Annotated in this window: 19 protein-coding genes; 11 read left to right on the plus strand and 8 right to left on the minus strand. The window is 74.9% G+C overall.

Annotation, left to right across the window (positions count from 1 at the left end; translation table 11 throughout):
* Window positions 1-99 precede the first annotated feature (99 nt).
* A complete protein-coding gene (locus ACH4J0_RS14720) occupies window positions 100-1,011 on the plus strand; it encodes an ABC transporter ATP-binding protein (RefSeq protein ID WP_396239908.1) in 912 nt (303 codons plus the stop codon).
* Window positions 1,008-1,868 (plus strand): ABC transporter permease, encoded by an 861-nt coding sequence (locus ACH4J0_RS14725; RefSeq protein ID WP_396239910.1) that lies wholly within the window; start codon window positions 1,008-1,010, stop codon window positions 1,866-1,868. Before ACH4J0_RS14720 ends, ACH4J0_RS14725 begins: the two co-directional genes overlap by 4 nt.
* Window positions 1,869-2,015: 147 nt before the next feature.
* On the opposite strand, the gene ACH4J0_RS14730 is transcribed toward ACH4J0_RS14725, so the two are convergent.
* Entirely contained in the window at window positions 2,016-2,777 is a 762-nt protein-coding gene (locus tag ACH4J0_RS14730; RefSeq protein WP_396239912.1) for a tyrosine-protein phosphatase, read from the minus strand.
* 170 nt (window positions 2,778-2,947) lie between these two features.
* Between ACH4J0_RS14730 and ACH4J0_RS14735 the strand changes: the two genes are divergently transcribed.
* From ACH4J0_RS14735 to ACH4J0_RS14770, 8 genes are all read left to right on the plus strand, one after another.
* Window positions 2,948-3,718, plus strand: coding sequence for a GntR family transcriptional regulator (locus ACH4J0_RS14735; protein WP_396239914.1), 771 nt, complete (start codon window positions 2,948-2,950; stop codon window positions 3,716-3,718).
* A gap of 93 nt (window positions 3,719-3,811) precedes the next feature.
* Window positions 3,812-4,927, plus strand: a complete 1,116-nt coding sequence (locus ACH4J0_RS14740; RefSeq protein ID WP_396239916.1) for a PucR family transcriptional regulator — start codon at window positions 3,812-3,814, stop codon at window positions 4,925-4,927.
* 205 nt (window positions 4,928-5,132) lie between these two features.
* A complete protein-coding gene (locus ACH4J0_RS14745; RefSeq protein WP_396239918.1) occupies window positions 5,133-5,885 on the plus strand; it encodes a hypothetical protein in 753 nt (250 codons plus the stop codon).
* Window positions 5,886-5,960: 75 nt separating this feature from the next.
* Entirely contained in the window at window positions 5,961-7,982 is a 2,022-nt protein-coding gene (locus tag ACH4J0_RS14750) for a flotillin family protein (protein WP_396239920.1), read from the plus strand.
* 29 nt (window positions 7,983-8,011) lie between these two features.
* Window positions 8,012-12,787 carry a DNA repair ATPase gene (locus ACH4J0_RS14755; protein ID WP_396239922.1) on the plus strand — a complete coding sequence of 1,592 codons (4,776 nt, stop codon included), beginning with the start codon at window positions 8,012-8,014 and terminating at the stop codon, window positions 12,785-12,787.
* Window positions 12,788-12,868: 81 nt separating this feature from the next.
* Window positions 12,869-13,642 (plus strand): ABC transporter ATP-binding protein, encoded by a 774-nt coding sequence (locus tag ACH4J0_RS14760; protein WP_396239924.1) that lies wholly within the window; start codon window positions 12,869-12,871, stop codon window positions 13,640-13,642.
* Window positions 13,636-16,200, plus strand: a complete 2,565-nt coding sequence (locus tag ACH4J0_RS14765) for an FtsX-like permease family protein (protein WP_396239926.1) — start codon at window positions 13,636-13,638, stop codon at window positions 16,198-16,200. The genes ACH4J0_RS14760 and ACH4J0_RS14765 overlap by 7 nt, the downstream gene beginning before the upstream one ends.
* 307 nt (window positions 16,201-16,507) lie before the next feature.
* Window positions 16,508-17,362 (plus strand): methyltransferase domain-containing protein, encoded by an 855-nt coding sequence (locus ACH4J0_RS14770; RefSeq protein ID WP_396239928.1) that lies wholly within the window; start codon window positions 16,508-16,510, stop codon window positions 17,360-17,362.
* Window positions 17,363-17,419: 57 nt separating this feature from the next.
* Here ACH4J0_RS14770 and ACH4J0_RS14775 read toward each other — a convergent pair whose 3' ends face one another.
* From ACH4J0_RS14775 to ACH4J0_RS14790, 4 genes are all read right to left on the minus strand, one after another.
* Window positions 17,420-17,542 (minus strand): hypothetical protein, encoded by a 123-nt coding sequence (locus tag ACH4J0_RS14775; RefSeq protein WP_396239930.1) that lies wholly within the window; start codon window positions 17,540-17,542, stop codon window positions 17,420-17,422.
* A gap of 284 nt (window positions 17,543-17,826) precedes the next feature.
* Window positions 17,827-19,488, minus strand: a complete 1,662-nt coding sequence (locus ACH4J0_RS14780) for an FAD-dependent oxidoreductase (protein WP_396239932.1) — start codon at window positions 19,486-19,488, stop codon at window positions 17,827-17,829.
* Window positions 19,489-19,537: 49 nt separating this feature from the next.
* On the minus strand, window positions 19,538-20,452 hold the full coding sequence (locus tag ACH4J0_RS14785; RefSeq protein ID WP_396239934.1) for a diiron oxygenase: 915 nt from the start codon (window positions 20,450-20,452) through the stop codon (window positions 19,538-19,540).
* A 397-nt stretch (window positions 20,453-20,849) separates the two neighbouring features.
* The gene (locus ACH4J0_RS14790; RefSeq protein WP_396239936.1) at window positions 20,850-21,680 is read right to left on the minus strand and encodes an SDR family oxidoreductase; all 831 of its coding nucleotides are present in this window, start codon (window positions 21,678-21,680) and stop codon (window positions 20,850-20,852) included.
* A 94-nt stretch (window positions 21,681-21,774) separates the two neighbouring features.
* On the opposite strand from ACH4J0_RS14790, the gene ACH4J0_RS14795 reads away from it, so the two are divergent.
* Complete coding sequence (locus ACH4J0_RS14795) at window positions 21,775-22,395, plus strand: TetR/AcrR family transcriptional regulator (RefSeq protein ID WP_396239938.1); 621 nt, start codon at window positions 21,775-21,777, stop codon at window positions 22,393-22,395.
* Between the two features lie 380 nt (window positions 22,396-22,775).
* Here ACH4J0_RS14795 and ACH4J0_RS14800 read toward each other — a convergent pair whose 3' ends face one another.
* From ACH4J0_RS14800 to ACH4J0_RS14810, 3 genes are all read right to left on the minus strand, one after another.
* Entirely contained in the window at window positions 22,776-24,032 is a 1,257-nt protein-coding gene (locus ACH4J0_RS14800; RefSeq protein WP_396239940.1) for an RNA polymerase sigma factor, read from the minus strand.
* Entirely contained in the window at window positions 24,029-24,391 is a 363-nt protein-coding gene (locus ACH4J0_RS14805; RefSeq protein WP_396239942.1) for a YciI family protein, read from the minus strand. The genes ACH4J0_RS14800 and ACH4J0_RS14805 overlap by 4 nt, the downstream gene beginning before the upstream one ends.
* Before the next feature lie 117 nt (window positions 24,392-24,508).
* The gene (locus tag ACH4J0_RS14810) at window positions 24,509-25,534 is read right to left on the minus strand and encodes an RNA ligase family protein (RefSeq protein ID WP_396239944.1); all 1,026 of its coding nucleotides are present in this window, start codon (window positions 25,532-25,534) and stop codon (window positions 24,509-24,511) included.
* Between the last annotated feature and the right edge of the window lie 25 nt (window positions 25,535-25,559).

The following is a 25,559-nucleotide window of genomic DNA, read 5'->3' on the forward strand; positions in this document are numbered from 1 at the left end:
TTGGCCCGCGGGCGTAATCCCGGGGGCGGGGTCGGCCGCTCCCGGTTGTGTCCCGCCGCCCGATGCCCGCCCACGCCCCCGACCGGCACCGTTGTCCCCGTGATCGAGATCGAGCGACTGACCAAGCGGTACGGCGCCACCACGGCCGTCGACCAGTTGACCTTCACCGTCCAGCCGGGCGCCGTCACCGGCTTCCTCGGCCCCAACGGCGCGGGCAAGTCCACCACGCTGCGGATGGTCCTGGGCCTCAACACCCCCACCGAGGGCACCGTCACCGTCGACGGGGTGCCCTTCGCCGGCCGGCCGCGCGGACTGCGGCACGTCGGTGCCCTGCTGGACGCGAGCGACGTCCACGGCGGGCGCAGCGCCAAGGCCCACCTGTCGGCGCTCGCCCGCAGCAACCGGATCCCGCTCGGGCGGGTCGACGAGGTGCTGGCCGAGGTCGGACTGGGCAAGGCTGCCGGGCGGCGGATCGGCGGCTACTCGCTGGGCATGAAGCAGCGCCTCGGCATCGCCGGAGCCCTGCTCGGCGACCCGCCGGTCCTGCTCTTCGACGAGCCGCTGAACGGGCTGGACCCGGAGGGCGTGCTCTGGGTGCGCGGGCTGTTCCGGCGGCTCGCGGACGAGGGGCGGACGGTCTTCGTCTCCAGCCACATGATGGCCGAGATGGAGCACACCGCCGACCGGCTGGTGGTGATCGGCCGCGGCCGGCTGATCGCCGACGAGAGCCTCGCCGAGTTCTCGGCCCGCAACGCGGAGTCCGACGTGGCCGTGCGGACGCCGCAACTCTCCCTGCTGGCCGACGCCCTGCGCGCCGAGGGCGCCGAAGTCGGCCAGGTGGAGCCGCAGTTCGCGGTGGTCACCGGAATGCCCGCCGAGCGGATCGGTGAACTCGCCCGGCGCCACGGTGTGGTGCTGCACGAGCTCGTCACCCGCACGTCGTCCCTGGAGTCGGCGTTCATGTCCCTGACCGCCGACAGCGTCGAGTACCTGGCTGGAGAGGCCCAATGAGCACCATGACCCTGATCCGCGCGGAGGCCGCCCGCGCCACCGAGCCGACCCCCCGGTTCACCGACCTGCTCGCCGCCGAGTGGATCAAACTGCGCTCGCTGCGGTCGACGTACTGGCTGCTGGCGCTCGCCTCGCTGGTGGCGATCGCGATCAACATCGACTCCGTCCACAGCGACCTGACGTACATCGACCACCCGTCCGCGCCGATGCCCGGCGTGACGCCGTACAAGTACGACCCGCTGTTCCACGGCCTCGGCAACGTCGCCGGCGACCTGATGATGATCGCGGCCGGCAGCCTCGGCGCGATCACCGTGTTCGGCGAGTACACGACCGGCATGGTCCGCACCACCTTCGCCGCGGTGCCGGACCGGCGGGGCGTGATCGCGGCCAAGGTGCTGCTGATCGGCGGGATCGCCGGGCTCGCCGGCCTGGTGGTGTCGGCGGTGTCCTTCTTCACTATCAACGCGATGCTGGCGTCCCGGCACGTCGGGCTCTCCATCACCGACGACGGCTGCCTGCGCGCCGTTCTCGGCTACGCGGCGATCGTGCCGGCCTGCGCGCTGATCGGGATGGCCCTGGGCGCGGTGCTGCGGCACGCCACCGCCTCGATCGTGTCGCTGGTGCTGCTGTTCTTCATCATGCCCCTGATGTTCGGCGGGGACCGCTACCGCTGGCTGAAGGAGATCGGCACCCACCTGCCGTCGGCCACCGTGAGCCGGCTGACCATCAACCCCAACTCGACGACGACCATGGGGAAGTACGCGCCGAGCGTGCTGGACTCCTGGATCACCATGGGGGTGTGGGCGGCCGTCTCGGTGACGGTCACGGTGATCGTGGTCCGGCGGCGGGACGTGTGAAGTCCCTTCCGGCCCAGGATGTCGAGGCGCCACGGGGTGAGGCCGGGTTACGGAACGAGCTGGGCGCCGATCACCCCGCGCCCGGTCTCGACCACATGCCCGAGCAGACCTGGGAGCGGCCCCGGACAGCGGGCCTTCACCGAGGCCTCAGGTCGCCGGCACTGCGGCCTTGGCGCGGAAGGCGGTGAGGGTGGTGGCCGGGATGCCGCAGGCGGGCAGGAAGGAGGCGGCGCCGCCGTGGCGGGTGCGGACGTGGGCGAGGAAGACGGACATCGCTTCGGCGGGGGCCTGGAGGAGGGGGGCCGGGATGGTGAGGTGGCGGCCCTGGGGGTCGGTGACGCGGGTGGAGCCGTGGCCGTTGAGCGCGGTGCGGTGGCGCTCGGCGAGGTTGGCGAAGATCTGCGGGAGGGCGTCGGCGGTGCGGGCGTAGTCGTCGACGATCCGCTCGGCCGGGACGCCGAGGAGGTCGAGCAGCAGGGCGGTGAGCAGGCCCGTGCGGTCCTTGCCCGCGGCGCAGTGGAGCAGGACGGCGCCGGGGCGGGTGGTGGCCTCGACGGCGGCGGCGACGGCCTCGGGCGCGGATTCGGCGAGCAGGAGGTAGAACTCGCCGAGGTCGGCGGCGGTGGTCATGGTCGCCATGCGGGCGGTGAGGGCGTCGGTGGCGGGGTTGACCGGGGCGGCCACCACGGCTATCCCGGCGGCTTCGGCGGCGGCCCAGTCGGCGGGCCGGGTCTCGCGGGGGTCGCGCAGGTCGACGATGGTGCGGATGTCGCAGGAGCGCAGCTGGGCGACGACGGCCCCGTCGGCGGCCGGGTAGGGCTGGGCGGAGCGGTACAGCACACCGGGGCGGATCCGCAGGCCCTCGGGGTCGCTGAGAACGGCGGAGTCGCGGAAGTTGACCAGGGACATGCGAGGGGCCTTTCGGTGAAGCCGCACACAGGAGGAAAGGACATCCAGTAGGACATCTAGACGTCTAGATGTCCAATCCCTCGGGTGGATGCGGAGACCCTTCCATCCCACCGCCGTCGGCCCACCACGGCTACCCGGAGCGGTGCCGCCCGCTTCGTAGGATCAGGACTGTGGCGACCAACCTCCCGAACACTCCCCCGAACACCCCGCTGTACCGCCGGCTCGCCCGCCGGCTCCAGGAGCGGATCGACGCCGGCGGCTACCCGGCCGGCGCCCGGCTGCCGAGCGAACCGGAGTTGAGCGCCGAGTTCGGCGTGAACCGGCTGACCGTGCGGCAGGCGGTCGCGGAGCTGGAACGGGCGGCCGTGGTGGAGATCCGCCGGGGCGTGGGCACCTTCGTCCGCCCGCCCGCCGTCCGCGTCTCGATCGCGGTGGACCCGCGCAGCCAGCGCTTCGACCTGGGCAGCGTGCACGAGGCCCTGCCCGAGGGGACGCAGGGGGACGGCGAGTTCGTGGTCGCCGCCCCACCGGTGACCGGCTCGGCCGAGGACGAGGAGGCGGCCCGCCAGCTCGACCGGGAACCGGGCGGGCTCTCCCGGCTGGACTCGGTGATCCGCCTCGGCGGGCGGGCCCGAGCCGCGTGCAGCTACTGGGTGCCGTTCGGGCCGCTGCCCGCCGAGCTGGTGCGGCCCGGCCACACCGGGAACCTGGTGCGGGACCTGGCCCGGGCGGCCGGGGTGGAACTGGAGTACGACTGGCGGGCCTTCGGCGCGATCGGCGCGGACCTGGCGGACGCCGAACTGCTGGGCGTCCCGGCGGGCACCCCGCTGCTGGTTCGCGAGGGCGTCAGCTGCACCCCGGACGGCACCCCGGCGCTGTACGTCCGGCGGCGGATCGACGGCAGCAGCGCGCGCTTCGTCCTGCACTTCCGCGAGCGGTAGCGCACGGCGGTAGCGCGCAAGCCCTCCCACCGTAAGGATCCTGATAAGGTTCACCGCCGAAAATTCAGGCCGCACGGGGGTTGGCAGGACACGGTGACCGACACGAACGACTGCGACATACCCACCGAGCTGGCCGAGGCGTACCTCGCCCTGCTCGCCGACGTCTCCCGCACCGGACGCCTGCCGCGCCGGGACGAGCTGGAGGGGCTGCGCCGCCTCGGCGAGCAGTGCGCCGAAGCCGGCTACGGGCTGCGCGAGGTGGTCTCGCACTGCCTGGCCGCGGCCCGGCGGGCCTGGCAGAAGCTGCCCGGGACGACGGCCGCGAGCAGCGTCGGCGAACTGCGCCGGATGGGCGACGCGGTACTGGCCGCCACCGACGCCGCACTGGCCGCGCTCGGCGAGGGCCACGAGCGTTCGCAGCGTCTGGCGGTCCGTCAGGAGGAGTCGGCCAGGCTGGAGTTCATCGACGACCTGCTGCACGGCCGCGGCGACCTCGGTCTGCTCGCCGAGCGCGCGGAGCGGTTCGGGCTGCGGCTGGCGGGCGCGTACACGGTGGCGGTGGCGGTCGGCGACGAGCCGTTCGCGGCCGTCCATCCGATGGTGCACCGGGTGGAACGGGAGCTGGCCGGGCGGTTCGGCGAGCGGGACGTGCTGCTGGCCAGCAAGGACGGCCGGCTGGTGTGCATCGCCCCGGACTCCGAGCGGGCCGTGCTGGACGCCTTCGCGGACCTGACGCTGCGCCCCGGCCCCGGCTACCGCCCGGTCCTGCGAGTGGCCACCGGGCGCCGGCACTCGGGCGCGAGCGGGGTGCTGCGCAGCTACGACGAGGCGCTGGACGCGCTGGACTACGCGCAGCGGCTGGACCTTCCGGCCCGCCGGCTGAAGGCCGAGGAGCTGCTGGTCTTCCCGGTGCTGATGCGCGACCGGGCGGCGATGGCCGATCTGGTGCGCAGCGTGCTCGGTCCGCTGACCGAGGCGCGCGGCGGGGCCCGTCCGCTGCTGGACACCATCGCGGTGCAGGCGGAGGCGGCGTACGTGAACGCGGAGGCGGCGCGCCGGCTGGGGCTGAGCGTGCGCACGCTCGGCTACCGGCTGGAGCGGATCAAGTCGCTCACGGGGTACGACCCGGCGGACGCGTTGCAGCGCTTCACCCTGGAGACGGCGGCCATGGGGGCGCGGCTGCTGAACTGGCCGGAGCAGCCGCTCTGACCGGCCTCCGGGGCTGGGGCCCGCCCGGCGGATGACCCGCCCGGGGCCGTCCTGTTGCCGGACTGTTGCAGTGTCACGGGGAACGCACGTACCAGGGTGTCAAGAGGCCGTAAAGATTGCCGGATCCTGGCAATGTGCGGGCGCCTCCCCCGCTGCCATGATCTCCCCGGCGCCGATGTGCGGTGCCGGGGGAAAGGCGGGGGGCATGGCCGGGACGGGGGACTTCTTCGCGGCCGCGCTGGCCTTTCCGACGGCGCTGTTCAGCTTCGCGCTGGTGGTGGTCATCGGGTACTGGCTGCTGATGCTGATCGGCGGCCTGGGCTTCGACGCCCTGCACGGGGGGCACGGCGTCGGGCACCACCTGGGTGCCGGGCACGCCGGGCACGTGGGCCCGGTGGGTCACGTCGGACACGGTGCCGGGGGGCACGGTGTCGGGGGGAGCGTGACCCACGGGCCGTCCGGCGGGCACGGCGCGCACGGGGAACACCCCACCGGCCACCACGCGGGCGTGCTGGACGCGCTGGGGCTGGGCGGGGTGCCCGCGACGGTGGCGGTTTCGCTGCTGGTCGCGCTCGCCTGGTTCGTCAGCCTGGCCGGCACCGTCCTCACCTCGGGGGCACCCGCGCGCGGCGGCGTGTTCGCCGTCGCGCTGGTCGCCTCCTGGGCGGGCACCTTGGTGCTCGTCCGACCGCTGCGGCGGCTGTTCCCGGAGGACCGGCCGGTCACCCGGGGCGACTTCGTGGGCCGGGTCTGCGTGATCCGCACCGGCCGGGTGACCGCCGACTTCGGGCAGGCCGAGGTGACCGCCCCGGACGGCTCCACCGCGACCGTCCAGGTCCGCACCCCGGACCCCGAGCCGGGGCTGACGGCCGGGCGCACCGCGCTGATCTACGACTACGACGCGGACGGCGAGCACTTCCTGGTCGCGCCGTTCGACCCCTCCCCGCCGGGTCCCTGACGGACCGCCGGCTCGCCGGGTTCCGCGAATCCACACACACCGCTTCGCACCACCATCTCGTCAAAGGACTCCGTGATGGACACCATCGCCGTGGGTTTCGGCGTACTCGTCGCCGTCGTGCTGCTCATCCTGCTCGCCGTCCTGCTCTTCGTGGGCCGCCTGTTCCAGAAGGTCGAGCAGGGCAAGGCCCTGATCGTCTCCCGGACGAAGAAGGTGGACGTCACCTTCACCGGTGCGATCGTCCTGCCGATCCTGCACAAGGCCGAGCTGATGGACATCACGGCGAAGACGGTGGAGATCCACCGGGCCGGCCGGGACGGCCTGATCTGCCGGGACAACATCCGGGCGGACATCCGGATCTCCTTCTTCGTCCGGGTGAACAAGACCGTCGAGGACGTCGTCAAGGTGGCGCAGTCGATCGGCACCGTCCGGGCCAGCGACCCGCAGGCGATCCAGGAGTTCTTCGCGGCCAAGTTCGCCGAGGCGCTCAAGACCGTCGGCAAGCAGCTGGACTTCACCGACCTGTACACCCACCGGCACGAGTTCCGGGACCAGATCATCGCGGTCATCGGCACCGACCTCAACGGCTACACCCTTGAGGACGCGGCCATCGACCACCTCGAACAGACCCCGATGAACCAGCTGGACGGCGACAACATCCTGGACGCCCAGGGCATCCGCAAGATCACGGAGCTGACCGCGATCGAGCACGTGCGCACCAACGAGTACCAGCGCAACGAGGAGAAGGAGATCACCCGGCAGAACGTGGACGCCCGGGAGACCGTCCTGGAGCTCGAACGCCGCCAGGCCGACGCCGAGATCCGCCAGCGCCGCGAGATCGAGACCCTGCGGGCCAAGGAGGACGCGGTGATCGCCCGGGTGCAGGAGGAGGAGCGGCTCAACGCCCAGACCGCCTTCCTGCGCACCGAGGAGCTGCTCGGGGTTCAGCGGGAGAACCAGGCCCGCGAGGTCGCGGTGGCGCAGAAGAACCGCGAACGGGTGATCGCGGTGGAGAACGAGCGGATCGAGAAGGACCGCCTGCTCGAGGTCGTCGGCCGCGAGCGGGAGACGGAACTCGCCGTGATGGCCAAGACCAAGGAGGTCGAGTCGCGCCGCCGGGAGGTCGCCGACGTGGTCCGCGAGCGGGTCGCGGTCGAGCGCACCGTCGCCGAGCAGGAGGAGGCCGTCAAGACCCTGCGGGCCACCGAGGAGGCCGAGCGGGTGCGCAAGGCCGTGGTCATCCAGGCCGAGGCGGAGGCACAGGAGAAGCTGGTCAAGGACATCAAGGCCGCCGAGGCCGCCGAGCAGGCCGCCTCGCACAAGGCCCGCGAGTCGCTGGTGCTGGCCGAGGCCCGGCAGCAGGCCGCCGAGCTGGACGCGGCCGCCAAGGTCAAGCTGGCCGAGGGCGTCCGGGCGGAGGCCGCCGCCGAGGGGCTGGCCCGGGTGCAGGTGCGGGAGCAGGAGGCCGCGGCGGTGGAGAAGGTCGGCCGTGCCGAGGCCGCGGTGCAGGCCGAGAAGGCCAAGGCGGCCGCGCTGGAGATCGGCGCCAAGCTGAAGGCGGAGGCCGAGGGCCTGACCGAGAAGGCCGCGGCGATGGCCAAGCTGGACGAGGCCTCGCGCGAGCACGAGGAGTACCGGCTGCGGCTGGCCGCCGAGAAGGACGTCCGCCTCGCCGGGCTGGAGGCCCAGCGGCAGATCGCCGAGGCGCAGGCCGCACTGGTCGCGACCGGCCTGGAGAAGGCGAAGATCGACATCGTCGGCGGGGACTCGGTGTTCTTCGAGAAGCTGGTGCAGTCGGTGACGGCCGGCAAGAGCGTGGACGCCTTCGTCGGCCACTCGCAGACCGCCCAGGCCCTGGCCGGGCCGTGGCTGGACGGACGGGCCAGCTTCACCGAGGACCTCACCCGGGTGCTGTCCTCGGTGTCCACCGCGGACGTGCAGAACCTGACGGTGTCCGCGCTGCTGCTCAAGCTGATCGGCAGCGGCGGCGAGCAGACCGGGCAGCTGCGGCAACTGCTGGACTCTGCCACGGCGCTGGGGATCGCCGAGACGCCGATCGGGGCGCTGTCCGCCGCTTCCGTGAACGGTTCCAAGTAACGACCCGCTGAGCACCCGAGGAACTGATCGTGGACGCCTCCGACACCCGGCTCGACGCCGGCACCTACGAGGTCCTGCGCGACCGGCTCGCCCGGGCCGCCGCCGAACTCGCCGACCGCGCAAGGGCCTTGAACGCCCGCCGGGTCGATGAGTTCGGCGGCGGGGAGCTGCGGCTCACCGGCACCGGCCGGCTCACCACCGCCCGGCCCTGCCTGCCGCAGGACCTCACCGCCGCCGGCGGGATGCTCCTGCTCGGCACCCGGCCCGAAGCCTCCGCCGACGGCGCCGACACCGCCGAGGCCGCCGGGGACGTCCTCGGCCTCCACCACCCCGACCTGTCCCCCGCCCCCACCGAGGGCACCCTGCTGGACGACCCCCGGCTGCGCCAGGACCTCGCCGACCTGCGCCGCTACTTCCGCGACGCCCGGCTGGAGCGGCTGCGCCCGGTCGGCGGCCGGCTGCTCGCCGTCTTCCGCACCGGCCCGGCCGCCGCGGACGTCCGGGTGCTGCGCTGGCGCCTCGACGACGACCGGGTCGACTATCAGGACGGGCGCGGCGAGCGCGACCACGCCCCCGCCGAGGGCCAGCAGCTCGACTGGACGCCGCTCACCCGGGACGACCAGCTGCCCGCCGCCCCCGGCGCCGCGCCGCGCGCCGGCCTCGCCGGGGAACTCCACCTCGGCGTGGACGGCGGCCGGCTCACCCTCACCACCCCCGACGGCCGCGAACTCCACCACGAGCCGCTCGCCGAGGCCCTGCAGACCCTCGCCGACGCCCAGGTCGCCCACGCCCGGCTCGCCACCCTGCTGCTGGTGCGGGTGCGCCCGTACCAGGAGGAGACCGTCCGGCACCTGGTGGTCCACCTGCCCACCGGCCGGGTCACCCGGATCGACGCGCTCGGCCAGGCCTGCCTGCGGCTGCCCGCCGACCAGGGCGTGGCCTTCCCCGGCGGCTGCCACCTCGCCGACGGCACCGTGCGCGTCTTCGACCAGCCGGTGGACGGCCTGCTGTACGAGCGCACCCTCCTCTCCCCCAACGGCGAGGACGTGCTGTACGAGTTCCGCTCCCCCGCCGACGGGCGCGCACTGCTCCAGCCGTACAACTCCGTCCGCCAGGAGGCCGCCGCCCCGCTCCCCTGCCAGGGCTACGCGCTGCTCGACGACGGCACCCTGATCGCGCTGCGCCCGGCCGGGGACGGCCCCACCCGGCTGCACCCCGTCCAGCTGTGGCGGACCCCGTTCACCAGTGAGCGCCACGCCGCCCGACAACCGCCCGGCACCGGCCCGTTGGCCCGGATCGGCAACGCCGACCTGGTCCGCGGCCTGGCCGACTGCCTGGCCCTGGCCCGGCTGGCCGCGGCCGGCGCCGACACCCCGGCCGGACACCGGGCCGTGCTCGCCGCCTGCACCCGCACCACCGACCGGCACCACTGGCTCGGCCAGGACGGCCTCGGCGACCTCGCCGCCCCGCTCGCCGAGATCCGCGACACCGCCCGGCGAGTGATCGCCGAGTACGAGGCGATCGCCCAGCTCACCGCGCACGCCGCGGCCCGCACCGAGGAGACCGCCGAGCACGTCGAGGGCCTGCTGCGCACCGCGCGCGGCGAGACCCTCGCCGACGCCGCCGAGTGGGTCGACCGGCTGGCCGCACTGCGCCGCGCCCAGGGCCGGGTCGAGGCGCTGCGCGACCTGCCGCGGGTGGACCGGCAGCGGATCGACGCGCTCGCCGAGCACCTCGCCGGGGGGCTGGCCGAGGCCGCCGACCGGGCGGTGGTCCAGCTCGCCGAACCCGCCGCCTTCGAGCCGCACCGGCGCCGGGCGGGCGAACTCGCCGAGCACTGCGCGGCCATCGCCACCGCCGCCGAGGCGCAACCGCTGGCGGAGCGACTGAGCGAGCAGAGCGAGGCCCTGCAGACCGTCTCCGAGCTGGTCGGCACCCTCGACCTGGCCGACGCCACCACCCGCACCGCGATCCTGGACCGGCTCGCCGACGTGCTCGCTCTGCTCAACCGGGCCCGCACCACACTGGCCGTCCGCCGCCGGGAGCTGCGCACCCGCGAGGCCGCCGCCGAGTTCGCCGCCGAGACCGCGCTGCTCGCCCAGGCCGTCACCGCGGCCCTCGCCGCCGCCGACACCCCCGAGGCCTGCGACGACCAGCTCGGCCGGCTCCTGCTGCGGATCGAGCAGCTGGAGACCCGCTTCGCCGACGCCGACCCGGCGCTCGGCGAACAGCTCGCCGAGCGGCGCACCGAGATCCACGACGCGCTCACCGCCCGCCACCAGCACCTGCTGGAGGAACGGGCCCGCCGGGCCGACCGACTGGCCGCCTCCGCCGAGCGCGTCCTCGACACCCTGCACCGGCGCCTCGCCGCCCTCGGCACCGCCACCGAGATCGACGCCGCCCTGGCCGCCGATCCGACCGCCGTCAAACTCCGCGACCTCGCCCGGCAGTTGACCGGACTCGGCGACCGGGTGCGGGCCGAGGAGCTGACCGGACGGCTGCGCGCCGCCCGCGGCCGCGCCCACCGCGCCCTGCGCGACCGCGCCGAACTCGCCGGGGACGGCCCCGGCACCCTGCGGCTGGGCCGCCACCTGTTCACGGTCACCACCCAGCGCCCCGAACTCACCCTGCTGCCCTGGCGCGGCCGCCCCGCCTTCACCCTCACCGGCACCGACTACCGCTCCCCCGTCACCGCCCCGGCCTTCGCCGCCACCGAGCGGTTCTGGGCCCGGCCGCTGCCGTCCGAGACGCCCTCGCTCTACCGCGCCGAGTACCTGGCCGCGAGCCTGCTGCTGGCCGCCTCGCCGGAGGCGTTGTCGGACTCCCTGTCGGACTCGCTGCCGGACTCGCTGTCGGACTCGCTGCCGGCGGACGCGCTGTCGGGCGGGGCCGCCCTGTTGGAGTACGTCCGCCGGGCCGCCGAACAGCGCCCGGACGAGGGCTACCAGCGCGGGGTGCACGACCACGACGCCACCCTGGTGCTCCGCGCCCTGCTCGAACTCAGCGCCGGGGCGGGCCTGTTGCGCCACCCTGCGACCGCCCGGGCGGCGGCCCAGCTGTACTGGGCGCACGGTACCGACGAGCGGCAGCGGCTGGTCTGGCACACCCGGGCCCGCTCGCTCGGCCTGGCCCGCCGGGCGTACGGGCCGGTGCCGGCGCTGGCCGCACTGGCCTCCGAACTATCCGCCGCCGTCGCGGAGTTCACCCCGGAGGGCGCCGGCGCCGGGGACTACCTGGTGGCCGAACTCACGGCCGCCGTACCGACCTTCGCCCATTCGGCGGGTGCGGCCGCACTGCTGGGGAAGTTCCGTGCCGCACCCGAGTCCGCCGGACTGACGGACGCGCTCGCCTCCCTGCCCGAGGAGCCCTCGCTGCTCCCCGTGCGGCGCCAACTGGCTGCCGCCTGGCTGGAGTCGGCCGCCACCGACGCAGACCCGGGCGACCTCGCCGAGGCCGCCGCCGTGCTGCTCTGCCCGTCGCTGCCACGCCGCCCCGCCGAGGGTGCCGTCGCCACCCGGTTGACCGGGTTGCTCGGCGACCACCCGCGGATCCGCGGCGGCTCGCTGGACCTGCGGCTGGACGAACTGCTCGCCCGGGTCCGTGACTTCGAAGCCGTCGAGGTGCCCGGCTACCGCGCCTACCAGCGGCTGCGCGGCGACCTGCTGGCCGCCGAGCGCGCCCGGCTGCGGCTCGACCAGTACCGCCCCGCGCCGCTCAACGGCTTCGTCCGCAACCGGCTGATCGACCAGGTGTACCTGCCGCTGGTCGGCGACAACCTCGCCAAGCAGCTCGGCACCGCCGGCTCCGGCGGGCCGGTCGACCGCAGCGGCCTGCTGCTGCTCGTCTCCCCGCCCGGCTACGGCAAGACCACCCTGGTCGAGTACCTCGCCGAGCGGCTCGGCCTGCTGCTGGTCTCGGTCAGCGGCCCGGCCCTCGGCCACCGCGTCACCTCGCTGGACCCGGCCGGGGCCCCCGACGCCACCGCCCGCCGCGAGCTGGAGAAGCTCAACTTCGCCCTGCACGCGGGCGACAACGTGCTGCTCCACCTGGACGACGTGCAGCACACCTCGCCCGAGTTCCTGCAACGCTTCATCCCGCTGTGCGACGCCCAGCGCCGGATCGACGGCGTCTGGGACGGCGAGGCCCGCGAGCGGGACCTGCGCGGCAAGCGCTTCGCCGTGGTGATGGCCGCCAACCCGTACACCGAGTCCGGCCGGCTGTTCCGGCTGCCCGACATGCTCGCCAACCGCGCCGACGTCTGGAACCTCGGCGACGCCGTCGCCGGGCGCGAGGACCTCTTCGCGCTCAGCTTCGTCGAGAACGCCCTGCCCGCCAACCCCCACCTGGCCCCGCTCGTCACCGCCGAACGCGCCGACCTGGACACCCTGCTCGCCCGGGCCGCGGGCACCCCCGGCGGCACCCTGGCCGGCGCCTGGCCGGCCGCCGAGGTGGAGCGGATGACCGCCGTCCTGGCCGGGCTGCTCCACCTGCGCGCCACCGTCCTGGCCGTCAACCGGGCCTACCTGGCCTCCGCCGCCCAGGACGACCGCGCCCGCACCGAGCCGCCGTTCCTGCTCCAGGGCTCGTACCGCAACATGGCCAAGCTCGCCCAACGCCTCGACCCCGCGCTCACCCGGCCCGAACTGGACGCCCTGCTCGTCGACCACTACCGGGCCGAGGCCCAGCCGCTCGGCGCCGACGCCGAGGCCCAGCTGCTGAAGCTGGCCGAGCTGCGCGGCGCCCTGACACCGGAGCAGGCAGCTCGGTGGGCGGAGCTGAAGCGGACGTGGCGGGGGCACGACTGAGAAGGGTGCAGCTGGCTACACCCCCGGAAGTGAACCCCAGCTCATTGAGCCGACCCCGTCCGGCGCGGTGGGATGGGGATCATGAACGCCACGGACTCTGCCGTCGAACTCCGCTCCGTCCGCCGGACCTACCGGCGCGGGCCCGAGCCCGTCATCGGCCTGGACGGTGTGAGTGTCGGGTTCCCCTTCGGGACCTTCACCGCCGTCATGGGCCCCTCCGGATCCGGCAAGTCGACCCTGCTGAGGTCGGCCGCGGGCCTGGAGGCGATCGACGGCGGCGAGGTGCGGGTCGACGGCACCGTCCTCGGCGGGCTGCGCGACAAGGAGCTGACCGTCCTGCGCCGGGAGCGGATCGGCTTCGTCTTCCAGTCCTTCAACCTGCTGCCCGCGCTGACCGCGGCCCAGAACGTGGCGCTGCCCGCCAAGCTGTCGGGCCGCCGCCCCGCGCCCGCCGAAGTGACCGCCGCCCTGGCCGCGGTCGGCCTCGCCGACCGGGCCGGACACCGGCCGGGCGAGCTCTCCGGCGGCCAGCAGCAGCGGGTCGCCATCGCCCGGGCGCTGATCACCCGCCCCGCGGTGCTGCTCGCCGACGAACCCACCGGCGCGCTGGACACCCGTAGTGGCCGGGAAGTCCTCGCCCTGCTGCGCGGGATGGCCGACGACCCCGGCCGGGCCGTGGTCATGGTCACCCACGACCCGGTCGCCGCCTCCTACGCCGACCGGGTGCTCTTCCTCCGGGACGGGCGGCTGGACGGCTCGCTGGAGCGGCCCACCCCCGAGCAGGTCGCCGCCCGGATGACCATGCTGGAGGCTCTCTCTCCGGAGACCCGCTCGCCGGAGGCCGCGGCGTGCTGACCCTCGCCCTCGCCTCCGTCCGGCTCCGCTGGGCCTCGTTCGTCGGCAGCTTCGTCGCACTGGCCTGCGGCGTCGCGCTGATGGCCACCTCGCTCCTGGTCATCGCCGCCACCGCCGACGTCCCCGACCAGGGCCGCCAGCGCTACTCGCAGGCCCCGGTGCTGGTGAGCGCCGACCTGAACGTCGACTTCACGCCCGCGATCGGCGGCGACCCCCAGCCCACCCCGGTCCCCGCCCAGCCGGGCCTGCCCGCCGCGCTGCTCGCCGCCGTCGCCGCGACCGGCCCGACCGTCGAGGACCACACCTTCTACGCCCAGCTGGCGGGCGGCCCGCGCGAGCAGGTCGGACGCGCCTGGTCCGGGGCGGCCCTCGGCGGCTACCGGCTCACCGCCGGCACCGCCCCCGCCGCCGACGACCAGATCGTCATCGGCGGCGGACGCCCGGAACAGGTCGGCACCCGCGTCCGCTACGTCACCGCCGACGGCCCGCACACCGCGACGGTCTCCGGCGTCACCGAGGCCGAGGCGTTCGAACAGGCCGTCTTCTTCACCGATGCCCAGGCCGCCCGGTACTGCCCCGCCGTCGACGTGCTGGCCGCCTTCGGCCCCGTCGACGCCGTGCGCCGGGCCGTGGACGCGGCCGGCGGCGCGGCCGTCGCCCGGGTGCTCACCGGCGCCGAGCGCAGCCAGGCCGACCCGCACCACGCCGAGGTCAGCGCCCGGCTGGACGACGTACAGACCCCGCTCGGCCTGTCCGCCGCGGTCTCCGGCGGCACCGCCGTGTTCGTGGTGGCCGGCACCTTCGCGCTGTCGATCGCCCAGCGCCGCCGCGAACTCGCCCTGCTGCGCCTGATCGGCGCCACCCGTCGACAGCTGCGCGCCCTGGTCAACCGGGAGGCCCTGGTGGTCGGCGTGCTGGCCTCCGCCGCCGGGTGCGCGCTCGGCGCGGCCGGGGCGGACCCGGCCGGCCGCTGGCTGGTCGACCACGACATGGTGCCGACCGGCTTCACCGTCCCGATCACCTGGTGGGGGCTGCTGGTCGCGGCCTCGATCGGGCTGCTGACCGCGATCGGCGGCGTGCTGCTCTCCTCGGTCAAGGCCGGGCTCATCAGCCCCGGCGAGGCACTCGCCGAGGCTGACGTCGAGCGGCGCTCGCGCCTCGGGCCGGCCTTCCGCTGGGTCAGCGGCCTGCTGGTGCTGGGCGGCGGCATAGCGGCCCTGGTGGTGACGGCCCGCGTCTGGCCCGACGCGGCGGCCAATGCCGCCGACTCGCTCGGCCTGCTGCTGAGCATCGTCGCGGGCTGCGTGCTGCTGGCGGCCGTCCTGGCCGGCCCGGCGATCCGGCTGCTGACCGCGCTGCCCGCGCTGACGGCCCGGCTGCGCGGGCGTCCCGCCGAGGACGGCGGAGGCATCGTCTGGTCCACCGCCCGGCAGAGCTCGCTGACCGCCTTCCGGCGCACCGCCGCGACCACCACCCCGGTGGTGCTGGTCATCGCCTTCGCCGGGTGCCTGCTCGGCAGCATCGACACCATCAACCGCTCGCAGGTCAGCGAGGTCCGCCACCAGCTGTCCGCCGCCGACCTGGTCGTCACCCCGGCCGGCACGCCCGGGCTGAGCCGGGCCGTGGTCGACCGCGTCCGGTCCGTGCCCGGGGTGCGCGCGCTGGCGATCACTCCGACCTCGCTGATGACCGTCGACCCGACCGGCCAGGCCCTGGTGCCGCTCAGCGCCGCCACCGCGGACCCGGCCGCGCTGGCCGAGGTCGACCGCCTGCCGGTCGTCGCCGGCTCGCTCACCGACCTCGGGCCCGGCTCGGTCGCGCTCAGCCGCACCTGGCCCGGCTGGCCCCGGGTCGGTGGGCAGGTGTCGGTCCGGCTGGCCGACGGCACCCCGCGGGCCCTTCGGGTCGTCGCCCTGCTGGGCACCGGCGCCGAGACCGTCCAGGCCTGGGTGAGCGGCCCCGACGCCGTCACCGGCGGCATCGGCGGCCCGGCCCTGACCACCCGGATCGACCTGCGGCTGCTGCCCGGTACCGACCCCCGGCAGGCCGCCACCGCGCTGCACAGCGCCGTGGACGGGCTGGGCGCCCGGCTCACCACGCCCGCGGACATCTGGACGAGCGCCTCCGACAGCACCGAACAGGCCTCCTGGAACGCCCTGTTGATGATCCTCGGACTGGCGATCGGCTACGCGGCCGTCGCGCTGGCCAACTCCCTGGTGATGACGGTCAGCGACCGCCGGCAGGAGTTCTCCCTGCTGCGCCTGGCCGGGGCCACCAAGGCCCAGGTGCTGCGCACCGTCGCCGTCGAGACGCTGATGTGCGTCGCGGCCGGCACCCTGCTGGGCGTCCTCGGCACGGCGATCAGCGTCGGCGGCTCCTGGGCCGCCCTGACCGAGCTGGTCGGGCCGACGCCCGCGGTCCTCCCCTGGACGGTGATGGGCGTGCTCGCCGCCGCCTGCGCGGTCATCGCCCTGACATCGGCGGTGCTCCCCGCGGCGCTGGCCCTGCGCGACCGGGACGGGCAGGGCATCCTTCGCGGCGCGGCCGGGTCGGCCTGAGCCTCGACCCGCGATGTGCCGCCGGCTCTCGGAAGCCGACGGCACGTCGCGCTGCGGGGTGCCGGTCGTACCGTCCCGCCGAGTCCGCCGGGGTGTCCCGGTGAAGCGCTCACCGCACGGACGACGTGTACGTCCCGCAGTCCGACGCCCTGGTGTTCGACCGGCCGCCGGGACACCCGGGTCCCGTGGCAAAAGGGCCCCCTGGTCGGCTGATCAGCCGGTCCGAAGACCGTACGAACCCTCCCGACGGCGCAGCAGCCCGTGGCGCCGCCGGGAGGGGCCGCCGGCCCGCGGCTAGCGTGTCCGCATGGCCGCTCAGGAACTCGACCTCGCCGCGCTGCGCCGGGTGTACGGACGCGCCGGCAGCCGGTGGTTCTACACCCGGGTGGCGCGCAACGCCCGGCACTGGGGGTGGACCGAGCCGGGGCAGTCCAAGTGGCGGCTGTGGCGGGCGCAGCGGCAGTTGGAGGACGTGCTCGGACGCAAGCTGGCCCTGCCCGCCGGATCCCGGGTGCTGGACGCGGGCTGCGGGGCCGGGGTGGTGGCCCGGGCGATGGCGACCCGGTTCGGGCTGCTGGTCACCGGGGTCGACGTGCTGGACTTCCACCTCGCCGAGGCCCGTCGGCTGAGCGCCCGCGCCGCGCTGGCCGACCGGACCGTCTTCAGCTGGGGCGACTACCACGAACTCCCCTTCCGGGACGGAGAGTTCGACGGCGCCTACTCGATGGAGACACTCGTCCACTCCTACCAGCCGGCCCGCGCCCTGGCCGAGTTCCACCGAGTGCTGCGCCCGGGCGGGCGGCTGGTGCTGCTCGGCCCGATGAGCACCGGCCCCCTGGAGGAACTCCCGGAGTCCGCACGGTCGTTGCTCGAACCGTACCTGGACGCGATGGCCATGACCGGTGCCCGGTTCTACCACGCCGGCAACCTGCCGCAGCTGCTCGCCGGGGCCGGCTTCGAGGTCGAGGAGGCGCTGGACGCGACGCCGTACTACACGCCCACCACGGAGGCGGTGCACGCGTACTTCCGCCTGCCGTGGGAGCTGTTGCGCCGCTTCTGCGATCCGGCACGGTGGCTCAACCTCCGTTCGACGGTGGAGATGTACGACGTGCGCGAGTACGTCGCCTGGTACGTTCACACGGCCGTCAAGCCATCGAGGTGACCACCGCCGCGGACGGGCGCTGAGCAGCGGACGCAGCGGCGCCCGCCCGGGACGGTCCTATCCCGCCGGGCCCGAGGATTCGCGGGCGATCGGGGCCGTCGAGGCGGTCGACGCCGCCGAGACGGCCGACGCCACCGAGGCGGCCAGCGACTCCCAGACCGGGTCCGGGAGTCCGGGCACGGACCGCCCCTCCGACTGCCACCGGCGCGCCAGTTCGGCATAGATGGGCGCCTCCGGGTCGGGTTCCGGAGGGTGCCCCACCTGCCCTGCGCAGTGCAGGATCGTTTCTTCGGCTGGCCAACGCCACGCCGCCGACGCCACCCCAAAGCTACTCACATCCACCCAACGCGCCCCCGCGCACCGGGTCACGGGCACGTCAACCGGGCGGCCCGCGCGTCCACCCCGCGCGGGCCGCCGCCCCGCATGCCGACCCCGGGGCCGCGGCCCGGCGCAGGGACCGCGGCTCAGCGCCGCCGACCCGCCGCCAGCAGCTCCGCCACCGTCGCCAGCTTCACCCGCGGCCGCCCCTGCGCCGCTCCCCGCTCGCGCTCCGCCCGGTCCACCGCGCGCAGCTCCTTCAGCCCCACCGCGTCCGGCCGGCGCCTCCGCACCAGCCGCTCGAACTCCGCCCGTCCTGCCGACGGTTCGGGCAGCGCCCGGGCCACCGCGTCGTCCAGCAGCGCGTCCACCGTCTCCCGGGCGCAGGCCCGGTTGGCACCGATCCCGCCGGACGGCCCGCGCTTGGCCCAGCCCACCACGTACGCGCCCGGCAACGCCCGTCCGGAGGCCGGGTCGACGACCCGTCCGCCGCGCTGCGCCACCGTCCCGGTCCGCTCGTCGAACGGCAGCCCCGGCAGCGGCACGCCCCGGTGCCCGATCGAGCGCACCACCAGCCCGGCCCGCAGGGTGTCCGTCTCCCCCGCCACCCCGACCGGCTCGCCGTCCGCCGTCAGCGTGGTCCGCTCGACGGCCAGCCCGGAGACCCGGCCGCCCTCCCCGGTCAGCTCGAGGGGCGCCGACAGGAAGCGCAGCACGATCCGCCGCCCCGGTCCCGGCTCCGCACCCCCGTCGTGCCGCACCAGCGGCAGGCCGGCGAGCAGTCCGGCCCGGGAGTCCGGCGCCGCCGCCTCGATCACCGCCCGCACCTGCGGGTGGTCCTCGACCGCCAGCTCGACGCCCGGGAGCCGGCCCAGCGCCAGGAACTCCGGCCTGGTCCACGCCGCCTGCTCGGGCCCGCGCCGGGCCAGCAGCACGACCTCCCGGACCTTGCTGCGGCGCAGCGCGGCCAGGGCGTGGTCGGCGATGTCGGTGGCGGCGAGCCGGTCGGGGTCGGTGAGCAGGATGCGGGCGATGTCCACCGCGACGTTGCCGTTGCCGACCACCACCACCCGCTCGGCGGACAGCTCCACGGTGTCGGCCGGCACCGTGGGGTCGGCGTTGTACCAGCGGACGAAGGAGGTCGCGGGCAGGCTGCCCGGCAGGTCCTCCCCGGGCACGCCGAGCCGCCGGTCGGCGGCCGCGCCGACCGCGTACACCACCGCGTGGTGGTGCGCGGCCAGTTCCTCGTGGGTGACGTCGGTGCCGACGTCCAGGTTGAGGTGCATCCGCAGCCGCGGGTCGTGGAAGACGCTCGCGAAGCTCTCCGCGATCCGCTTGGTGGACTGGTGGTCGGGCGCGACGCCGTGCCGCAGCAGGCCGCCGGTGACCGGCAGCCGGTCGATCATGGTGAGCTCGGCGCTGGTGCAGCGCAGCAGCTCCTGCGCGGTGTACCCGGCGGAGGGACCGGTGCCGACCACGGCGATCCGCAGCGTGCCGAGCTCGCCCGGCAGGCTGCGCGGGAAGCTGGGCGCGCCCCAGGCGTGGTCGTTGGGGTGGTCGCGGAACCAGTCCCGGTTGAGGTCGCCGAAGACGAGGTCGGGCCCGCGCAGCCGGTCGACCGGGAACACCGCGTCCACCGGGCAGGCGTCCGCGCAGGCGCCGCAGTCGATGCACGCCCGCGGGTCGATGTACAGCATGTCGGTGCTGCCGAACTCCGGTTCGTCCGGGGTCGGGTGGATGCAGTTGACCGGGCAGACGGACACGCACGAGGCGTCGTTGCAGCAGGTACGGGTGATCGCGTAGGCCATGGCCGGAGTGGGGTCCTCGCTCTAGCTGGTTCGTCTTCCTGGTCCGTCGTCAGAGCATGTGCACGCGGCGGTAGACGGCCGCCGAGCGGCTGGTCAGCAGCCCGGCCTCGGCGAGGAACGCCATCAGGTGCCGGGAGCTGTTGCGCATCATCGCCTTGCGGTGCTCGTTGCCCTTCACCTCTGCGAGCGCCCGTGCCACGTCCACCCCGGCGGCCTTGTACACGCCCGGGTGGACCATGCTGCTGACGATGACGTACGCGCCGATCGCGATGCCGGTGGCCGAGGTCCGGCGGCGGGCGGGGCCCGCGTGGCGCATCCGCTCGCGGATCTCCTGCCGGGCGAACTTCATGTGCCGCGACTCCTCGACCACGTGGATCCGGGAGGTGCCGCGCACGATCTCCAGGACGTCCTCGCCGCGCATCCAGTCGCGCTGCATGACGTCCAGCACCTCCTCGGCCACCAGGATGCCGCCGTAGGCGAGTTCACCCTTGGCGAGCGCCTTGAAGGCACGCCCGGCCTGGGCGATCACCTGGTTGGGCCGGTAGGCGGGGACGCCCATCTTCTGGCAGGCGCGGGCGAACATGATCGAGTGGCGGCACTCGTCGGCGATCTCGGTGAGCGCGAACTGGAACTCGGCGTTGGCGGGGTTCTTGAGGTACTGGTCGCGCAGCACCATCTGCTGGAGGATCATCTCGAACCAGATGCCGGTGTTCATGATCGAGCAGACCTCGTGCCGGGTGAGGGTGACTCGCTGCTGCTCGGTCATCTCGTCCCAGAGCCGGGTGCCGTAGAGGGTGCTCCACTCGGGATTGAGGCCGTAGTGCCCCTCCGGGAGGGGGGCGTCCCAGTCGATCTCGGTCAGGGGGTCGAAGGAGAGGGTGGCGGCCGACTCCAGCAGCCGCTTCGAGACGTCGTCGTCGGCCGCCGTGTGGCCGTGCTCGGTCGCCTGCCGGGTGAGAGCCATGGCTGCCTCCAGGTGCCTGCTCCTGCGGGTTCGCGCTCGCCCGCTTATTAGACGGACAGTACAATAAGAGGCGGGTCCCGAAAACCCCCCGCGCACGGGCGAGCCGGCGCGGAGCCGGACGGCGCGCGCCCCCTGCGGCACCCTTCGGGCACGGCGAAGGGCGGAACCCCGGCTCCGAGTCCCGCCCTCCGAGCGCCTGGACGCCTGGACGCCTGCGCACCTGCGATGACCTGGCTCGACCGGCGGACGACGCACGGCGGAGGGCGCCGATCACCTTCCGCGTCGCCTCGACCGTCTCGACCGCCGCCTCGACGGTCACCTCGGTCGTCACCTCACTCGTCGCCTCGACCGCTGCCTCGGCCACCGCCACCCGGAAGCGGCGGCCGACGCACCGGAGTCAGCGGAAGGCGACGGCGTTCCGGCGCGCCCAGGCGGCGAAGTCGCGGGCCGGGCGCCCGAGCAGGCGCTCGACGTCCGGGCTGGGCCGCCGCTCCTCCGGGGTGGGTGCACCGAGGATGGCGAGGGTGCCGTCGGCGACGGCCGGCGGCATGACCTCGACCAGCTGCGCCCGGGCCTGCGCCGCGGTCTGCTCCCGGAAGTCCACGTCCGCACCGATCGCCTCCGCGATGGCCGCCGCCCGCTCCCTCGGGGTGACCGGTGCGGGCCCGGTCAGCACGTAGGTGGCGCCGTGGTGACCGTCCTCCCGCAGCACGACCGCCGCGACCGCGGCCACGTCCTCCGGGTCCACGAACGGCAGGCCGACGTCCCCGAACGGCGCGGCCGCGGTACGGCCGGACCGCACCGGTTCGGCCCAGGCGTACGCGTTCGACGCCAGCCCGCCGGAGCGCAGCACCGTCCACTCCAGACCGCTCGCGGCGACGGCCGCCTCGAAGGCCGCCGGATGCCCGTAGGCCTCCGGCCGGGTGCCCACTCCCTGCGAGGACAGCAGCACGATCCGGCGGACCCCCGCCGCCCGTGCCTGCTCCAGCACTCCCAGCGGGTCCTCCCCCGCGACCAGCAGGAACAGCGCGTCGGCCCCCTCCAGCGCGGGCCGCAGCGCGGCCGGGTCGGCGAGGTCGGCGGAGACGTGCCGCACCCCGGTCGGCAGGGCGCCGCCGGCGCCCTCGGGCGCCCGGCGCGACACCGCGGTCACCCGCTCCCCCGCCTCGACCAGCATGCCGACCAGCGCGCGGCCGACGTTCCCGGTGGCTCCGGTGACAACGATCATGATGCTCCCCCAATAGCAAGTTAGTTGACTGACTCACTTCTTGAGCCGCACCGACCGTAGCCCGTCCCGAAGGCCGCTGTCTATAGTGAGTTGGGTGACTGACTCACAATCCGCGAAGGACTCCTCCAAGGGCTCCCCGAGCTCGCCCCGGGCCGCCGCCGCGGCCGCCAAGCGCCGCCGCCTCAGCGCCGCCGCCGCCCGGGTCCTGCACGAGCAGGGCGTCGAACGCACCGCCATCGCCGATATCGCGAAGGCCGCCGACGTGCCCGTCGGCAACGTCTACTACTACTTCAAGACCAAGGACGACCTGGTCGAAGCGGCCCTCACCGAACACGCCGCCCGGCTCACCGCCCTCACCGACGAACTCGACCGCCTCCCCGATCCGCGCGCCCGCCTCAAGGCCCTCGTCCACGCCTGGCTCTCCCAACGAGAGACCGCCGCCCGCTACGGCTGCCCCACCGGCACCCTCGCCGCCGAACTCGACAAACGCACCCCGGGCGGCCTCGACCACACCGCCGCCCAGGTCATCCGCCGCCTCCTCGACTGGACCACCGCCCAGTTCCACGCCCTCGGCACCGCGGACCCCGATGGCAACGCCGTCACCCTCATCGCCGCCTACCAGGGCATGTCCCTCCTCACCAACGCCCTCCGCGACCCCGACCTGATGACCCGCGAGGGCACCCGCCTCCTCAGCTGGCTCGACAACGTCCGGTAAGGCCGGCCCCCGGGGGAAGTCGGCCGCCGTCCCCTCCGAACCCCCCCGGCCCCGGAAGTCGGCCGGGCCCACTCCCCTGCGATGCCTCGTCCTGTGCGAGGCGCTGCCAGCAGCAGGCCAGCAGACATCGCCAGACCTGCTCCGGGTACCACGTCGCCGGTGCCGGGCCTCGTTCGAGAGGCCCCCACCGTCCGGCAGGCGGACCCGCGCACGAAAAGTCGGGCGGGCCGACTTCCCGCGCACCCGCCCCGGGCCGCCAGGTGCCGCGGCTCCCGGGGCGCTCGTAGACGGCGGCTTCGAGGTCGTGTGGAGGGGGCGGGCACACGGGCGGGCAGGTGGGCTCGGGGGCGGAAGGTCGGGTGGGCGGGTTTCCTGCGCGGTCACGCCTCGTCCAGGACCCGGTGTGCCCGGTCGGTCAGGTAGCGCCGTTCCGGGGCGCTCGGCGTTCGGGAGGCCGCCTCGCGGTAGACGTGGGCGGCGGCTTCCGGGGCCGTGCCCTGGCGGGCGAGCAGGTGGGCCCGGGTGGCGAGGAGGCGGTGGTGGCGGGTGAGGCGCTTGTCGGTGGCCAGGTCGTCGAGGAGGGCCAGGCCGGCCGCGGGGCCGTGGACCACGGCCACCGCGACGGCCCGGTTGAGGGCGACCACGGGGTTGGCGTCGAAGCGCAGCAGCAGGTCGTACAGTGCGAGGATCTGCGGCCAGTCGGTGGCCTGCGCCGTGCCCGCCTCGCTGTGGACGGCGGCGATCGCGGCCTGGACCTGGAACGGCCCGGCCCTCCCGGAGGGCAGCGCGGAGGCCAGCAACTCCAGCCCCTCCGCGATCAGTTCACCGTCCCAGCGGGCGCGGTCCTGCTCCTCCAGCGGCACCAGCTCCCCGAACGGCCCGGTACGGGCGGCGCGGCGGGCGTCGGTGAGCAGCATCAGCGCGAGCAGGCCCGCCGTCTCGGCGTCGCCGGGGGTGAGGCGCGGCAGCAGCCGGGTCAGCCTGATCGCCTCGGCGGCCAGCCGCGGCGCGGTCAACTCCTCGCCGCCGCTGGCCGTGTAGCCCTCGTTGAAGATCAGGTAGAGCACGTGCCGCACCTCGCGCAGCCGCTCCGCCCCGCTCTCGCCCTCCGGGAGCGCCAGCCCGCCGCCCGCGGCCTTCAGCGTCTGCTTGGCCCGGCTGATCCGCTGCCCCATGGTCGCCTCCGGCACCAGGAAGGCGGCGGCGATCTGCGCCGTGGTCAGGCCGCCGACGGCGCGCAGCGTCAGCGCGATCCGGCTCGGCACGGACAGCGCCGGGTGGCAGCAGAGGAACAGCAGGGCCAGCGAGTCGTCGGCGCCCGGATCGGCGGCGTCGGCCGCCGGCGCCAGCAGGGCCGACTGAGGCGTGGCCAGCGCGATCGCCTCCTCCCGTCGCCGACGGGCCGCCTCGCTGCGCACCCCGTCGATCAGCCGCCGGCCCGCGACGGTGACCAGCCAGGCGAGCGGGCTCTCCGGCACCCCGTCCGCCGGCCACTGCACGGCGGCGGCGAGCAGCGCGTCCTGTACGGCGTCCTCGCAGGCGTCGAAGGATCCGCCGTGACGTCGTACGAGCACGCCGAGGACCTGCGGCGCCAGTTCGCGCAGCAGGCCCTCGACGGCGGCAGCGGGGATGCTCACCCGTTCGCCGGCGACTCGTGGAGGATCGGCCACAGCTCCACCGGCTCCTGGTCCGCGAACGGCATGCGGGCGGCGATCTGCTGGGCGCGCTCCAGGTTCTCGCAGTCCAGGAGGTAGAAGCTCGCCAGGTACTCCTTGGTCTCCAGGTACGGCCCGTCGGTGATCACCGGTACCCCTTCGGCGCGCCGAACCAGCTGCACGGCGGCCGCGTCCGCGAGCCCGTAGGCGCCGATGAGTTCGCCGGTCTCCCGGTACTCGGCATTGAACGCCTCCTGCTTGGCGATCGCCTCGGGCCAGGCCTCGGCGGGGAAGGAGTCCCACTTGGCCTGGTTGCCGTAGATCATCGCGACGTACTTCACGGTCGTTCTCCTCCGTCGTCCCACGCACCCCTTCGGCGCGCTGTCACCTCTCGGTCGGAGCGGCGGGACGGGCTTCGACATCGGTCGGAAACTTCTTTCCCGGCCCGGGGCCCGGCGTCATCGCCGGTCCGCCGCGTCGAAGGCCGCGAGGGAGAGGACGGCGGGTTCGAGGGCGTGCCGGAGCGCCTCCAGGGTGGGGGGTTCCAGCCCACCGAGGGCTTCGGAGAGTTCGTCGGCCACGTCGCGGACGATCTCCGCCGCCACCGTGTCCGCCGGTGTGCGGGGGCCGAGCTTGCTGACGGCGGCTGCCGCACGGGCGGGGGTGAGGAGGGCGGAGGCCTGGACGAGGAGCCAGGCCGGGACGCCCGCGGCGCCTTCCGGCGGGGGGAGGTAGGGGCGGGCGCCGTCGTAGCGGTCGTCCTCGGCGAAGGCCTTCTGCTTGACCTTGATGACGGGCCGGGCGGTGTCCGACTCGCGCCATTCCCCCGCCGGCTTGAGCACGTACCCCTCGGCGAGGTTGTCGGCCAGTTCCGGGAGTCCGAGCAGGGCCGGGACCCGGCTCGGGAAGGCGACCGGAAGGTCCTGCAACGCGTTGAGGGAGCCGTGTCCGAGCAGGGGCACGCAGCTGAGGCCCGCGGCGGACGCGGCGGACCGGAGTTCGCGGTCGGGGATCCACCACCGCCCTTCGGCTGTCTCCACCGTCGCGTCGAAGGGGAGCCACCGCAGCCCGGGGGCGTACCAGACGCCGGTCTGTACGGGTTCGGCCCCGGTGACGGCGGGCACGTCGGGGTGCGGGTAGCGGCCGCCGGCGAGCTCGCCGTAGACGGTGACGACGGCGGATTCCCCGCGGGTCGCCCGCAGGACCGCCGCGAAGCGCCCGGCGGCGACGAGGAGTTGCGGCCAGATCCGGCTCACTCCGAAGAAGGCGTCGAGTTCCTCGTCGCCCAGCAGGTCGCGCCGCTTGGCGGGCCGTACGGAGGGGCCGTCGCAGACCACGGCGAAGTGCGCGCCGTGCACCTTCTCCGCCGCGGTCCATTCGCGGCTGCCGGGCGCGCCGGAGCGACCCCGGGCGGGGATCTTCGGGTAGGGCTTCAGCTCGGCCCCCGCGGGCCCCTCGAACACCGTCTCGGACGTCTCGGCCACGAACAGATCCTCGCGGCAACGCCCG

The sequence above is a fragment of the Kitasatospora sp. NPDC017646 genome (genome assembly GCF_044329365.1).
Taxonomy (GTDB): domain Bacteria; phylum Actinomycetota; class Actinomycetes; order Streptomycetales; family Streptomycetaceae; genus Kitasatospora.

Excerpts from the sequence above, each read along its gene's own strand:
- ACH4J0_RS14725 (WP_396239910.1), top strand. The coding sequence starts at position 1,008 with ATGAGCACCATGACCCTGATCCGCGCGGAGGCCGCCCGCGCCACCGAG.
- ACH4J0_RS14730 (WP_396239912.1), bottom strand. The coding sequence starts at position 2,777 with ATGTCCCTGGTCAACTTCCGCGACTCCGCCGTTCTCAGCGACCCCGAG.
- ACH4J0_RS14745 (WP_396239918.1), top strand. The coding sequence starts at position 5,133 with ATGGCCGGGACGGGGGACTTCTTCGCGGCCGCGCTGGCCTTTCCGACG.
- ACH4J0_RS14750 (WP_396239920.1), top strand. The coding sequence starts at position 5,961 with ATGGACACCATCGCCGTGGGTTTCGGCGTACTCGTCGCCGTCGTGCTG.
- ACH4J0_RS14760 (WP_396239924.1), top strand. The coding sequence starts at position 12,869 with ATGAACGCCACGGACTCTGCCGTCGAACTCCGCTCCGTCCGCCGGACC.
- ACH4J0_RS14770 (WP_396239928.1), top strand. The coding sequence starts at position 16,508 with ATGGCCGCTCAGGAACTCGACCTCGCCGCGCTGCGCCGGGTGTACGGA.
- ACH4J0_RS14780 (WP_396239932.1), bottom strand. The coding sequence starts at position 19,488 with ATGGCCTACGCGATCACCCGTACCTGCTGCAACGACGCCTCGTGCGTG.
- ACH4J0_RS14785 (WP_396239934.1), bottom strand. The coding sequence starts at position 20,452 with ATGGCTCTCACCCGGCAGGCGACCGAGCACGGCCACACGGCGGCCGAC.
- ACH4J0_RS14790 (WP_396239936.1), bottom strand. The coding sequence starts at position 21,680 with ATGATCGTTGTCACCGGAGCCACCGGGAACGTCGGCCGCGCGCTGGTC.